The sequence below is a fragment of the Candidatus Accumulibacter contiguus genome, from assembly GCF_012940005.1.
Lineage (GTDB): Bacteria > Pseudomonadota > Gammaproteobacteria > Burkholderiales > Rhodocyclaceae > Accumulibacter > Accumulibacter contiguus.
In genome coordinates this window covers 200,332-213,407 of record NZ_SPMX01000006.1, presented here as the reverse complement: position 1 = coordinate 213,407, position 13,076 = coordinate 200,332, and the positions used below count along the sequence as shown (strand labels likewise).

Below are 13,076 nucleotides of genomic sequence, written 5' to 3'. Positions count from 1 at the left end.
GCTTTTTGGAATCATGGCGTTAGGCCGGACTCAGGGCCAGCAAAACAAGCCGCTGCGGTAGTTGTTCGGGATTTTGATTGTGCCGGAAATCGCCTTTAGCCGCTTTGAGCGGCTCTCACATAATGAAAGCCCCCGGCTTTGCCGGGGGATGGTTACTGCTTCAGCCATCTGGGCAAACCGACCTCGCCGCCGCACCTCGTGCCGGCACGCGGACCGCCCCTATGGGAGATGCCGGGCGCCAATCCCGGCGCACTCGATCCCCTATTTCAACCGGCACCAGACTACGAGTTCGATCAGAGGATCGCGCGGTAACCGGGCACCAGCCGACGAGTGCGCACATCCGCCTGGAGAAACTCGTGCAGCAGGCTCCCGGACAGAGATTTCAGAACATGCGCTCGTCGTTTCGACGATTGACCGAGATTCCATGGCCCCGGATACCCTCGGAAAATGGCATTCAAATTCCTATCCGTATCACTGCTGTTTGCGCCGAAGCCCGAAGACACTGCCAAGCGCTGTGGCGAGGAGTAGCAAGCTGCCAGGCTCCGGAACTGGATCAGGAGTAAGGAGGTAAGCATGACCGTTATTCCCATTGGCAACAATCTGGCCGCTATCGTTGATGCCGTGAGCATCAGTTAGCGTAGTACCAATCCCCGGTGACAGTAAGTCGTTCAGGTCGTACATTAGCCCGTCAGAATACAGGAAGGCGTGGTAGTCAGCATCGCCGGAAATATTGGAGGTGCCCACGACCTGCCCGAGGGCGTTGATGCCTTTACCATCACTGTACGTGCCGCCCAAAGTGCCTAGGTCCGTCATGATGCCGCTGAAATACAGGAAGGCGTGCCAGCTAGCCTCGCCGGTCGTGGAGGAAAAGCCCGTGACCTGTCCACTGGCGTTGATGCCCCAGCCGTCACTGTACGTCCCGCCCAAAGTGCCTAGGTCCGTCATGATGCCGCCGGAATACAGGAAGGCGTGCCGGCTAGCATCGCCGGTCGTGGAGGAAGAGCCCGTGATTTGCCCGACGGAGTTGATGCTAGTGGCGCGACTTTCCACCCCGCCCAGAGTGCCCAGGTCCGTCATGCTGCCGCTGGAATACAGAAAGGCGTGAGGGTTACCACCGACCTGTTGGGTTTCGCCCGTGACCTGCCCGCTGGCGTTGATGCCGAGGCCAGTAGTGGCTCCACCCAAGTCGATGGCCGTGTAGGTGGGTACCGCGGCGGCCAGGGCCGGCAGGCAGGATGCGACCACAAGGGCGCTCCGAAGAAAACTGCTTCTGTTCATGAATTCCTCACAATTCTTGGTCATTATTAACAGATATCGTCCCAATCCAACAGCAACCAGGTCGCGTGGCCATAGAGGCCGTCGGCACCGATGAAGCCAAAGCGCACCCCAGCGGCCCGTGCCCGCTTGACCATCTCGGCAGCCATCTGTGGCTTACTCCGAAAGACCGGTGCCGATTCCGCAATCCCGGCTTCCTGGCAATGTTTGGCGTTTTCTACCCAATGCTCTGGCAGGAACAACTCGAAGTCGATGATCGGCCATACTTCGCGTCTTACTGCCAAACATTCTCGGAACGACTGAAAACGGATGCTCAGATTCTCGCAGCAGCTGGCCACCGCTCGCCTGATCCCAAATAAATAAATTTGGAGTTTTCATTGTCATACTTTTGATGTGATAAAAGATTAGATATGTGGCTCAATAGATTGTATTGAAAACATTTTAGCAATGTTACAAAGTAAAACTAATCAGGTCGCCTATTGCCTCATGCCCAACAAGTCCAGACTACCGCTTCAGGACTTCTACCGGCTCTCACCGTCCCCCAAACTTATCCCGAACTGACGTTGAAATAGATCGGCGGTTCCGGACCTGAGCACAGAGCGTTGCCGCAAGCCGCTGGCGTCGCTTTCAGATCAGGCCATACTTCTTCAGCTTGTCGTGCAGCGTCGTGCGCGCTACTTGCAGGGCCTCGGCAGTGCGGCCAATGTTGCCGTCCTGCTTGGCGAATTCAATGCTGATGCGCAGGCACTCGTAGTTGTCCACATCTTCGGCCAGTGACAGCGGAGTACCGTCCTTGCCCGTAGTAAGTGTTTCGTAAGCGATGCCCAGAACGTGGCAATTGGCCGCGTTGCGCAGTTCGCGGATATTGCCCGGCCAGTCCATCGCCATCAGTTGGCGCAGATGTTCCGGAGTCAGCGGCGGCAATGGCCGGTTGTGGCATTTGGCTGCCTGTAACAGAAATTTGTCGTACAGTTCGGGAATGTCCTCACGCCGTTCGCGCAGCGCCGGCAGTTCAATGCGCACGCCGCTCAGGCGGAAATAGAGGTCGAGACGGAATTTCCCTTCTCTGGACAACCCCTTGAGATCCTCCTTCGCCGCCGCGACGACGCGACACGGGACCGAAATCGGATCATTCGATCCGAGCCGTTCGATGACCTTGTTCTCCAAGACGCGCAGCAGCTTGATCTGCATGTGCATCGACATGGTTTCAACCTCGTCGAGGAAGAGGGTGCCGCCGTTGACGTATTCGAACTTGCCGGTGCGCGGCCTTTGCGCGCCGGTGAAGGCGCCCGACACGTGGCCGAAGAGTTCGCTGTCAAGCAGACTGTCAGCCATGCCGCCGCAGTTGAGCGCCACGAATTTTTGCTGGCGGGCGGATGAGAAGTCGTGCAGGCATTGGGCAACGAGTTCCTTGCCGGTGCCGGTTTCGCCCATGATCAGCACGTTGATCGCCTCATCGGCGACGTCGAGGATCAACTTGCGGACCTTGGCCATTTGCGGCGAACGGCCAATCAGTCGGCCTTCCAGGTCGTCACGGTGGTCCAGTCGGCGGCGCAGCGATTCGACTTCGAGCACCAGTGCGCGTTTTTCCAGTGCGCGCCGAACCACATCGACCAGAACGCTGGTCGAGAACGGTTTTTCCATGAAATCGTAAGCGCCGCAGCGCATCGCCTCGACCGCCAGCGTGATTTCGCCGTGGCCGGTGATGATGATCACGGGCAGATCAGGGTCAAGCTGATAGACCCAGCGCAGCAGGTCCATGCCGTCCATGCGCGGCAGGCGCAGGTCGCTGACCACCACGCCGGGGCAGTCGGTCTGTAAGCGCCGCTGGGCGTCTTCCGCGGTCGTCACCGTCTCGACTGGAATACCGGCCAGTTGCATGGCCTGCCGGCAACCGCGGCGGACATAAGTGTCGTCTTCAACGAGCAGGACAGAGAGTCCAGGTTTCTCAGGTTTCATCACAAAGCCTTTGCAAGGGATGTCGTTCAGGAATTTGGGGTGACCGGCAGCACAACGATAAAGCGTGCGCCACCACCGGGGGCCGGCTCGCCCAGCAGGTCGCCACCGAAATCATGCAGGATGTCGCGCGACAGGGTCAGCCCCAGCCCCAGGCCGCTGCCCGCCGGTTTGGTGGTGAAAAAGGGCTCGAACAGATGCGCCCGCGTTTGCGGCGACAACCCGCTGCCGCTGTCGGTGACCGAGAGCGCCAGCCGCCCCTCGCCGGCCGGCGCGATGGCAAAGCTCAGTCGCCGCACCGGTTGCCCGACCATCGCGTCGATGGCATTGCCGATCAGGTTCACCAGCACCAGTTGCAGGCTGTTCCGATCGCACCAGGCGATCCAGGAAGTGGCCGGCAGTTTGACTTCAATGTTCTCCAGGCGCTGCGCGAACAGAAAGAGCGCCGCATCGACGGCCTGCGCCACATCGACCGCACTCGGTGTCGCTGGCGATTTGCGGGCGAAGGTTTTCAGCGGCGTGATGATGTCGCCCATTGTTTCCGACAACTGGCCGACGATGCCAAGATTCTCCGCCGCCGTTGCCTGATCGCCGCGGCGCATGTACTCGATGGCGTTGGTCGACAGCGTGCCGATGGCTCCGAGCAGTTGGCTGAGTTCGTGCACGATGCCGGTCGCCATCTTCCCAAGCACGGCCAGCTTGGCGGAGTGGATGCGTTCGTCCTGGGCAGCGCGCAGCGTCTGCTCGGCACGCAGGCGTTCCGCAACTTCACATTCCAGGCGCCGGACAGCCTCCGAAAGGTCGATGGTTCGCGCCGCAACCTTGCCCTCGAGTTCCTGATTGGCCCTCTCCAGCATGGCCAGCGCCTTGCGCCGACCGCGCGCCATCCGGCGACTCTGATCAAGATAGAGCAGGCCGAGCAGCAGGCAGCCAAAAGCGGCCGCAGCGAGGGTGGCGTGGGTCAAGGCGAGTACGGTCACCGGGCGCAGATCGGAGAAAACGACGATGCGCCAGGCTGTTTCCGGTAGACGGCGACTCAACGCGAGATAGGATCTCGTTCCCTCAAAGGTGTCGAGTGCGTTGCCCGCTTGCCATACCGAAGGAACGGTAACGCCTTCTTCAGCGGCACGGATGTCGATGTCGAGCACGGTTGCCCCGAGCACTTCCCCGGCGAATTGTTCGCGGCTGATACGCGCCAGCGTTTCGCGCGGATACCGCTGCAAGGTGGCATAGCGGTACTCCGGCAGCGAAGCGAGCAGGACGATGCCATTGGCGTCGACGATCAGCGTCGGTACTTCCTGCGCCAGCAAGCGTCGCTCCGCCTCGCGCACCCTCCATTTGACGACGGCCACGCCAATCACCTGCCAGTCATGTTGCTCGTCGAGGATCGGCAGGGCAATAAAAAAACCGGGTTCCTTGCTGACGTGGTCAATCGCATAATGGCGCACAGGCGTGCCGGCCAGCGCGCCCTGAAAAAATGGCATGCCAGAGAGATCGGCACCCAGCAGAGTGTCTGAGATGTTCGTATCACTGGATGCGACCACGAGTCCCGTCGTGCCGAGCACGAAGATGGCGGGTCCGCCGAGGTGGTCGTTCAGCATTTCCAGAAAGTGGTTGGCTGCTGCCTGGACGAGGTGTTTTTCTTTGGCGGGGGCCTGCAGCAAGGCTCGCACATCCGTGCTCAGGGACACTGCGCTCGCTATCGAGGCATGGCGCGTGACCTCGTTGTCGATGGCCGCGGCGAGCAGGTCCAGTTGGTGGCTGGTCGCCTCGTGCAGTTGCTTGAGGCCCTGCGTCTCGGAGATCTTGAAGGCCAACAGACCGACCAGCAGCCATGCCGCCAGCAGGCCAATGACGAGCAGTGCATGCTGCCGCTTCGGCAAACGAAGTGAACGCTGGTCGGGTTCAGGCATGGTGATTCCGGATGGATGCAAGCCAGGGACACTCAAACCAGAGATACAAGAGCAGGCTTCTAGTCAAACCCTTGTGGCGGGGCGGATTGTTTTTTGCGGAGGCGAAAGCTGGGGATGTCGGCGAGCCTGTCCGGCAGGCGGCCTCCCCCCAGACCAACATCATGAACGCCACAGGACCGATCCTACCTGACGCGAACCGGTTACGCAACCAAGGAGCATGATTCGGCACAGGCTCCTGCGCAACTTGAAAGAGGATAGGGATCCCCTGACGGAATTCGTTTGCCATGCGCTTGTCCTCCCTTCAGCCTTATCCACCGCCGCCGCAACCGCCGCAACCGCCGCAACCGCCGCCGCAACCGCCGTCGCAACCTCCCCCGTCATGGGTTTTGGGCGCTTGGACGTCGAGGTAGTCGGCATAGGCGGTGTGGGCCAGGACAGCGGTGCCCCACAGGGCCACTGCGAGCGCCAACTCTTCGCCGCCTGGGGCGCGTTGCAGCCGCGCGAAGCGGCGCCGTGCATCACTCAGGGCACGATCGCCGGCGCGAGTGCGAATCGGGTCATGAAGCAGTCGATACAGACCCACGATGGCAGCCACCATCATCATTGCTACGACCAGGAAGCCGCCATGCCACCACTTAAGCAGAATCAGGCCCAAGACAACGACCGCCAGGACCGGCGTGGCGCCCATCACCCGAATATGCAAGGACTGTGACACGGACAACGCGAGGCCGCGCGACACCAGTCTGGCCCGGATCTGCGCAATCCATGCTGTCGCATTGTCGAGCACCGCCTTGCGCGTCCCGTCCAGGGCGATGCCCGTCCCCAGGTCACCGAGCGGAGCGGGTAGCGGCGAGCCTGGCGTCGTCAGGCATAGCCGCAAGGGATTGCCTTGCACACAGACCTTGTCCTGCGTCAGCAACTGCGTCACGCCGGTGTCGATGGTGCGCGAGGGTCCGCCAGCCAGGTAGGCCAACTGGTAGGTGTCCAGATCGTCCGCCTGCGCAGGACCTGTCTCGCGCAGCCTGGCGGACCAGAGCCAGGAGCCAACGACGATGGTGCTGGAGAGACACAGAAAGCCGAGCCACACGAAGCAAATGTACGCAGCAGTCAGTGTCGTGGATGAGAACGGAGCAGCCGCTGCCGTTGTCAGAGCGCCGAGGACCAGGCCGATCCCTGCCAGTAACCCGCGTCGGCCTGGCAGACGCGGGCGCGGCAGGACCAGATGGCGGCGCAGATCGACCCGCCGGATTGGCGCCGAGTTCGCGATGCACTCTCGACTCGCAGGCCAGAAGTCGAGCGGCGGCGGACCAAACCAACATTCATAAGCGGCCAGGGTGCGCGCGTACTGCTCCCGGTAACGCCGCTGCTCTGTCTGTCCACCCCGGGTCGGCCCATGATGCAGGGGCGTGCCGAGCACTTGTGGGCAGAACTGCTGCCAGTAGTCGTGCGTATGGATGAGGTGCAGGTGCCAGACCTCGTCGACCTTCTGGCTCGGGGTCAAGGGTTCCTCGGCGACACAGCAGAGGAAGCAGAAGCGGCGGTACTCGTCGATCGCGCCGCGCGCTCGCTCGATGGTCCAACCCTGTTCGCGCGCCAGGCGGCGAGTCAAGTCGATACCGTCTTCCGGGTTTTCGAAGGAATGGGCGGACAGCCGCCGCCAAAGGGCTATTGCCTCCACGGGCCAGGCAGTGAATTCAGGCATCGTCGCTCCTTTTGTCGTCGTGTGCGCAGCGGCCGTGTCTTGCGTGGCGTACCGTGGCCGCTGTGGTGGTACGGCTGTGCTCTCTGTCGGCACTATTTCCTGCTGGTAAGCGCTTGGTAGTTGGCCCAGCGCTCAAACGGTCGCCCAGGGTTCACCGCTCGCCATTTGGGATGCGTGCCTGGCATGTCGCGCAAATGGTCGATGTTCTCGATAACGCACTGCTTGAGTTTCACGAGAGCCGTCGCTCTGTCCGGCGTGCGGTAGTCACGCGTCACAAAAAGCGCCTGCACCGACAGGGTCGGAACCTGGCCATTGGCCAGGTTCGGGTAATTGAGCCTGGCCCCGTTGTAGGTTCCCTTCACCTGGTCGAGCACGTCGCTACCCATCGAAACGAGCTTGAATTGCTTGCCGAAGACCTTTTCATCCCGCAGCCACTTCAGCGGCGCACCGCCGACCGCGAACAGGGCTTGCGCCTGTCCATCGAGCAACATCTTCGCCGCCACCGCCGATGGGTTCTTTTCCCTGGTGAGATCAACGAGGTTGAAAGGAATCTTCAGCTTGTACTGGAAATATTCGGCACTCAGGTGCGATCCTCCCCACGCGACGACCGTCTTGCCGGCAAGATCCTTCAGCGATTCGATCTCGAGTGATTTCTGAGCGAATGACAGCCCCAGGAAGCTGTCCTCCTTGGTCGTCTTATTGACGGCGACGAGATGGATTTCTTCTTCGTTGAGAGGAAACAGGACCTTGACACGAGCCATGGCCGGATCCTTGTCGTCGTAGTAGCGCATGACATCAAACTGGACAATGCCGGCGGTGAGCAAGTTGTCGATGATGCCCTGGAGATTGGCTTGCGAACCCTCGGTCTCCTTGACGCTGATCGTCACCGTGGCCCCACAGCGCTTGATCATGTCGTTGGCCATGGCGAAGTACGTTCCGTCGCTCCCGCCGGTGCCCAGCACGATCTGTGCCTCGGCGAACGCCGAGATGAGCAGGGTCGCCACCAGGAACAAAAGCTCTTGTCGTCTCATCAGAATGCTCCTTCAGTCGTTGAATTGGCGCGGCGGCGAGGTAGTCATGCTGCTGTTCGGGTGGTCGACTGGCGATTGAGACAGATACGCGACCAGCGCGATGCAGGTGATGACGATGATGCTAGCGATGACGCGGAACATTCGGTTCCTCCTTGATTCTGACCGGCGAGACAAGCGGTCGTGAATTGCCCATTTGCGCGACCCGTTGCAAGTCGGATTTCGGCCGCATCTGCGCATTCATCTGTTCAATGGTCTTGCCGGCCAGCGCTTGGCGCAAACGCTGCTTGATGCCGGCGCGCGCCGTCTCGATACGCTGAAATTCCGCTGGATTACGTTCGGCGCCCTGCGTTCTTTCCATCGCTGCTGCGGACCGATGGAAGGCGATATAGAGTTTGTTCACCCGCTGCAGCTCGCAGAAGTCCACCTTGCGCTGCCGCAGCATTTCCTCGGCGTTCTCGATGACGTCTTGCAGCGCCCGGATTTGCGACTCGAGCATGGTTTGCTCTTCGTCACTTGCACAACTCATCTGGGAACGAAGTTCCTCCTGCGCTCCTTCGATCTCGGATCGAGAGGTCTTGTAGGACTGTTCGAGATCCTTGATTCGCTCGGCTTCCTGTCTTTCGTCCTCGCGAATCGTCTCTTCCGAGAAAACCTCGGCAAGCCTGGTAAGCGCTTGCTGCTTCTTCAGCGCGAGATAGCGCGCACCCACCGGCACGGCGAAATTCACGGCCGCCAGGGCGACAAGAGCGATTGCCGAAGCCGCAACGACCGACGCGCCGACAGCAATGACCGCGCTTGAAGCCGCTACCGCTACCGCGGCAAGGCCGATGCCTTTGATCAGCTTCTCCAGCCGGATGACCCGCGGGTCCAACTCGTCTGGCAGGTTCATATTTCCTCCCTCTAGGCAAAAGCGTGATGACCAATTACTACGCACATACCGTGCCAGCGGAGCTGGTATTCTGTAAAGTTTCAAGCCGTTGATGTTGTGCAGTTTTTTTCAATCAAGTCAGCGCATGGTTGCAGAAATTCCGACGCCACCTGTTCTTCCTCCCTCGGATTTCCGAAGCCCAGAGGGCGACAAAGAAGCGGCTGCCAGAAGTTGCACAGCTGTTACGTGAATTCAGTGGGAGCGGCGGCAAGGCCGGCTTTTCTCGTAGCCCGCAGGATGTGCTGAGGAACGAAGCGCATCAATCGTGATCGATGCGCTTCGGTCAGCACATCCTGCGGATCTGCTTTCCGAAGGGTGCTCAGGGAACGTACTCGGCATAGCCCTGGCAGAGCGGGGCGTCGTTCAGTTCATTTTTCGCGATTGCTCGCAGAGAGACAGTGCTGTTCGCAGCAGTTCACGGGTTTCCCGGTCGGTTCGTCCGGCCTGGAGTCTCTGGTGGAGATCGCAGGCACGTGCCATCGGGAGCACCTCGAATAATCGACTGAGCAGCGGAGTGGTTTCCAGGAGATCTTCCTGAGTCTGGTTGAGCGTCATGATGGTCAATCCTTCCGGTGTAGTGTGCTGAGCGGTTTCATCCAGTTTGCCGAGGAAGCCATTGATCGGCTTTGGCACCTCTTACTCAGCATGTTCCGTACCAGCGAAAGCGGCTTTTCGTTGATTTATAATGCATTGGTTTTATGGATTTTTTCACATGCCGACAGAGCACAGTCGCCGGACTTTCGACACTGATCTTTTTACAGCCATCGGCTTTCAGACAAGCAGACGGTTGGCGACCGTCTTTCAGTCGCCACAGTACTTGAGATTCCATCGGTTTTTCGTCTTCCAAAGGGTGGGGTTCATGCTAGGCACGGTGGAATTCAGGCAGTGGCTGAAGCAACGGGCCTGGGAGAGCGAACCATTCGCCGTGGATGCGAGCAGTTACTGCGGGGAGATGGCGTCAAATGGCTGGCCTTACTGAAACACTTCAGTGCCGTCGGACCACCCGGCTGGACCGTGATCGTCCTCGCCGATCGAGGCTTGTATGCCCAATAGCTTTTCCAGGCGATTCAGGCGCTGGGCTGGCACCCGCTACTGCGCATCAATCTACAGAGCACGTTTCGACCGCAGGGCATGCGTCAGAGCTGTCGCCAAACTCAGGTCATCGCAATACGCCGCACAAAGCACGATAATCCGAAATCCCGTTACTATGAAAGTTGTGAGCGACTCTCGAATCCAGCCCTGAGCCTTGTCGAAGGGCTCCCCTCCCTCCTCGCGGGGGCGAAGGCGGGGTTTCGCGGAGCATTGCTCCGCGCCGCCGCAACCGGCCCGCGATGCAGCGTGGGCCGTGGGAGGGACCGGGGGCGAGATGGGGAATTCGCAGAGCATGCTCTGCGCCCATCGAACGATTCCGGCGTGCAAGCCGGAATGCGCCCTGCAAGGGAGGGAAACGGTCATGACTGTCATCATCGGGGGTGTCTTGCAAAATCATGACCATTTGAGCGATCTCCCATGCGCCTGCTCCTAGTCGAAGACCATTCCGAACTGGCCAAATGGCTACTCGACTGGCTGACCCACTCGGGCTATGTCGTCGAGCACCTCGATCGTGGTGACCAAGCCGATCTTGCGCTGGCAACCCACCGCTACGACCTGGTCATTCTCGACCTGTCGCTGCCCAAACTGGACGGGATCGATGTGTTGCAGCGTCTGCGCGGACGTGGCGACACGACACCGGTATTGGTCCTGACCGCACGCGGAACCAAGGATGATCGCGTACTCGGCCTCAATCTGGGTGCCGACGACTATTTGCCCAAACCTTTCGAACTGGACGAACTCGAAGCGCGCATCAAGGCACTCTTGCGTCGCGCCAATGGGCAGACGCCGCAGATGAAGATTGGCAAGTTGACGCTGGATACGCTGACCCGCGAGGTCTCGCTGGCCGGCAAGCCCCTGGTTCTTACGCCGCGCGAACTGGCGCTCTTGGAGGTCCTGGCAGCGCGCCTAGGCCGTCCTGTGGCACGCGAAGCGGTATTCAACCGGGTGTTCGAATTCGACTCCGAAGCACGTATCGAGAGCATCGAAATCTATGTCCATCGCCTGCGCAAGAAACTCGAAGGCTCGGGCGCAGCGATCACCACCTTGCGCGGTCTGGGCTATGCCTTGTCGGTCGAGCCATGATATTTCCGCGCGACTCGGGCCAGTCTCCGTCGATCAAGCCATGACGAGCCTCAAGGGCAGCGTGGCGCTCTGGCTGTTGCCGCCGCTCATCTTGCTTCTGGCGGCGAACGCCGTGTTGTCCTATCGTGGCGCACGTGAAGCAGCCGATCTCGCTTACGACCGCTCACTCCATATGGCACTCATGTTCCTTGGCGAGCGGCTTACGACATCTGAAGAGGTGGCGGCGACCGGGGATCTGCCGCGCTCCATCCGCGAGGTGTTGGGGGAAAGTGCCGGAGGGGAAGGCGCCGGGGCGGATGGCGAGCGCGTTTTCTTCGCGGTGATCGCTTCGGATGGGCGTAGCCTCGCTGGCGAAAACGACTTGCCGAAGCCGAAGCCGAATGCCGACGGTACGATCCGATTCGCCGACGCCCGTTATCGCGGGAAGGCGGTGCGCGTCGCGTCGATAGACATTCGATCGAAGCACCTGACGGCGGTGGACGGTGCCGGCTTGCTCCTGGAGGTAGTGTTGGTGGAAGACGCAGGAGCACGGGTGGCGCTCGCACAGCAAGTGTTCTATGCCGACTTGCGTCGGCAACTCGCTTTGGCGGTGTTCAGCGTGGCGCTCGCGTGGCTGGGGCTTGCCGCGACCTTGCGCTCTCTGCGTCGCCTGAGCGAAGATCTCGCCAGGCGCGAAGCCGAGGATCTGGCGCCGCTGGCGACTGACGACATGCCGACGGAAGTCCATCCGCTGATCGAGGCGATCAATCGCCATCTGGCGCGACTTGCCGATCTCCTGGAGACCAGCCGGCGCTTTGCTGCCGATGTCGCCCATCAGTTGCGCACGCCTCTCACCCTGCTCGGCGCCCAGGCGCAGTACGGATTGCGCCAGAAGGACACTGAGGAAATGCGCCGCATCATCGAAGGCATCGTCGCTGCGTCGCGAAGCGCCCAGCGCCTGTGCAACCAGATGCTGTCGCTATCGCGCATCGAGGCGGCGAAGGGATTGATGAATGGCGGCGTCCGTCTCGATCTCGCCGCCTTGTTGCGCGAAACCGCATTGGACCTGGGCGTGCTGGCGCTCGAAAAGCATATTGACCTGACCTACACGGATACCGGCCGAGCGGTGCCGGTCATCGGCAACGAAGTCATGCTGCGCGAACTTTTCTCCAACCTGATCGACAACGCCCTGCGCTACACGCCCTACGGCGGGCGGGTTGGCATTGCCGCCGACATCGAGGGTGAAATGGCACGGGTGACCATCACCGACACCGGTCCCGGCATCGCCCCCGCCGCGCGCGTGACACTGTTCAATCGCTTTCACCGCCGGTTCGACCGGAGCGGAGCGGAAGGATCGGGTCTGGGTCTGGCCATCGTGCGCCAGATTTGCCTGGCGCACGGCGGCATGGTGGAATTGGGCAACGGCACCGAAGGACAGGGGTTGTCGGTGAATGTGCGCCTGCCCGTTTCGTCCGATCCGGCCGCGGGACAATGAAAGGCTATTGAAAGGCGGGCGGTTTTCAATCACGGTCGCGGGACCCCACTGGCCCACAACCGAAGACCTGACCATGAAAAGCCATCGCCTGTTCAACTTTCCTGTTTTGCGCTCACCAGTCTGCTGGGTTTCGCCGCACGGGCAGAAGAGACGCTCTACATGCTGGTCATTCCTGGTCCCGCTCTTCAGTGTTGATCCGTTGGCGTCCGGGCGTCGGAAATACGATGTCTGCAAAACGGGCGGTATCGGAAATCCGGCACTCGTGCTTTGTGTTATTTTAAAAAATTACATTAAATTAATTTATTACATATTCCATGAAGGCCATCTGTGCTGGCACGGCACTTGCGTAGTATCACCTCACGGCATCTTGCATGGCAAGGCGAGATGCTCGCAGCTCGCATCTTCTCGATTGCCTGTCCCCTGGAGAACGGCATCATGAATAGCAGCGATCTACTGGACATCACCCACCAGTTCGCAGGAGATCCCGACTCCGACCTGATGCGCTACGGGTTCCGTTACTCCCTGAACCCCTATATCAACAGCGAATCCACACGACGACAGGTCTTCAATATTAAACTATGAAACATAATCAAGAATGGTTTTTTTAACACGCTCTGATGCC

The 13,076-nt window shown here is 60.3% G+C and carries 11 protein-coding genes and 1 pseudogene; 3 read left to right on the top strand and 9 right to left on the bottom strand.

Annotated elements, in window-relative coordinates:
• Positions 1–471: 471 nt before the first annotated feature.
• The 9 genes and pseudogenes from E4Q08_RS02935 to E4Q08_RS02900 all read right to left on the bottom strand — a co-directional run bounded on the left by E4Q08_RS02935 (position 472) and on the right by E4Q08_RS02900 (position 9,438).
• The gene (locus E4Q08_RS02935; protein ID WP_169069274.1) at positions 472–1,278 is read right to left on the bottom strand and encodes an HAF repeat-containing PEP-CTERM protein; all 807 of its coding nucleotides are present in this window, start codon (positions 1,276–1,278) and stop codon (positions 472–474) included.
• Between the two features lie 35 nt (positions 1,279–1,313).
• Positions 1,314–1,592, bottom strand: a pseudogene (locus E4Q08_RS02930) (transposase); the annotation flags it as partial.
• A gap of 310 nt (positions 1,593–1,902) precedes the next feature.
• Positions 1,903–3,234, bottom strand: coding sequence for a sigma-54-dependent transcriptional regulator (locus E4Q08_RS02925; protein ID WP_169069272.1), 1,332 nt, complete (start codon positions 3,232–3,234; stop codon positions 1,903–1,905).
• 26 nt (positions 3,235–3,260) lie between these two features.
• On the bottom strand, positions 3,261–5,144 hold the full coding sequence (locus E4Q08_RS02920) for a sensor histidine kinase (RefSeq protein ID WP_169069271.1): 1,884 nt from the start codon (positions 5,142–5,144) through the stop codon (positions 3,261–3,263).
• Positions 5,145–5,451: 307 nt separating this feature from the next.
• A complete protein-coding gene (locus E4Q08_RS02915) occupies positions 5,452–6,846 on the bottom strand; it encodes a TIGR04222 domain-containing membrane protein (RefSeq protein ID WP_169069270.1) in 1,395 nt (464 codons plus the stop codon).
• Between the two features lie 92 nt (positions 6,847–6,938).
• Positions 6,939–7,877, bottom strand: a complete 939-nt coding sequence (locus E4Q08_RS02910) for a TAXI family TRAP transporter solute-binding subunit (protein ID WP_169069269.1) — start codon at positions 7,875–7,877, stop codon at positions 6,939–6,941.
• Positions 7,878–7,889: 12 nt separating this feature from the next.
• The gene (locus E4Q08_RS25405; protein WP_256435942.1) at positions 7,890–8,018 is read right to left on the bottom strand and encodes a hypothetical protein; all 129 of its coding nucleotides are present in this window, start codon (positions 8,016–8,018) and stop codon (positions 7,890–7,892) included.
• Positions 7,999–8,766 (bottom strand): hypothetical protein, encoded by a 768-nt coding sequence (locus tag E4Q08_RS02905; RefSeq protein ID WP_169069268.1) that lies wholly within the window; start codon positions 8,764–8,766, stop codon positions 7,999–8,001. Before E4Q08_RS02905 ends, E4Q08_RS25405 begins: the two co-directional genes overlap by 20 nt.
• A 402-nt stretch (positions 8,767–9,168) precedes the next feature.
• Positions 9,169–9,438 carry a hypothetical protein gene (locus tag E4Q08_RS02900; protein ID WP_169069267.1) on the bottom strand — a complete coding sequence of 90 codons (270 nt, stop codon included), beginning with the start codon at positions 9,436–9,438 and terminating at the stop codon, positions 9,169–9,171.
• A gap of 876 nt (positions 9,439–10,314) precedes the next feature.
• Between E4Q08_RS02900 and E4Q08_RS02895 the strand changes: the two genes are divergently transcribed.
• The 3 genes from E4Q08_RS02895 (at position 10,315) to E4Q08_RS02885 (ending at position 13,036) form a co-directional block, all read left to right on the top strand.
• Complete coding sequence (locus E4Q08_RS02895) at positions 10,315–10,980, top strand: response regulator (RefSeq protein ID WP_169069266.1); 666 nt, start codon at positions 10,315–10,317, stop codon at positions 10,978–10,980.
• A 40-nt stretch (positions 10,981–11,020) separates the two neighbouring features.
• Positions 11,021–12,454 carry a sensor histidine kinase gene (locus tag E4Q08_RS02890; protein ID WP_169069265.1) on the top strand — a complete coding sequence of 478 codons (1,434 nt, stop codon included), beginning with the start codon at positions 11,021–11,023 and terminating at the stop codon, positions 12,452–12,454.
• A 384-nt stretch (positions 12,455–12,838) separates the two neighbouring features.
• Complete coding sequence (locus tag E4Q08_RS02885; protein ID WP_169069264.1) at positions 12,839–13,036, top strand: hypothetical protein; 198 nt, start codon at positions 12,839–12,841, stop codon at positions 13,034–13,036.
• Positions 13,037–13,076 lie beyond the last annotated feature (40 nt).

Excerpts from the sequence above, each read along its gene's own strand:
- E4Q08_RS25405 (WP_256435942.1), bottom strand. The coding sequence starts at position 8,018 with ATGTTCCGCGTCATCGCTAGCATCATCGTCATCACCTGCATCGCGCTG.
- E4Q08_RS02915 (WP_169069270.1), bottom strand. The coding sequence starts at position 6,846 with ATGCCTGAATTCACTGCCTGGCCCGTGGAGGCAATAGCCCTTTGGCGG.
- E4Q08_RS02905 (WP_169069268.1), bottom strand. The coding sequence starts at position 8,766 with ATGAACCTGCCAGACGAGTTGGACCCGCGGGTCATCCGGCTGGAGAAG.
- E4Q08_RS02890 (WP_169069265.1), top strand. The coding sequence starts at position 11,021 with ATGACGAGCCTCAAGGGCAGCGTGGCGCTCTGGCTGTTGCCGCCGCTC.
- E4Q08_RS02920 (WP_169069271.1), bottom strand. The coding sequence starts at position 5,144 with ATGCCTGAACCCGACCAGCGTTCACTTCGTTTGCCGAAGCGGCAGCAT.
- E4Q08_RS02895 (WP_169069266.1), top strand. The coding sequence starts at position 10,315 with ATGCGCCTGCTCCTAGTCGAAGACCATTCCGAACTGGCCAAATGGCTA.
- E4Q08_RS02935 (WP_169069274.1), bottom strand. The coding sequence starts at position 1,278 with ATGAACAGAAGCAGTTTTCTTCGGAGCGCCCTTGTGGTCGCATCCTGC.
- E4Q08_RS02925 (WP_169069272.1), bottom strand. The coding sequence starts at position 3,234 with ATGAAACCTGAGAAACCTGGACTCTCTGTCCTGCTCGTTGAAGACGAC.
- E4Q08_RS02885 (WP_169069264.1), top strand. The coding sequence starts at position 12,839 with ATGCTCGCAGCTCGCATCTTCTCGATTGCCTGTCCCCTGGAGAACGGC.
- E4Q08_RS02910 (WP_169069269.1), bottom strand. The coding sequence starts at position 7,877 with ATGAGACGACAAGAGCTTTTGTTCCTGGTGGCGACCCTGCTCATCTCG.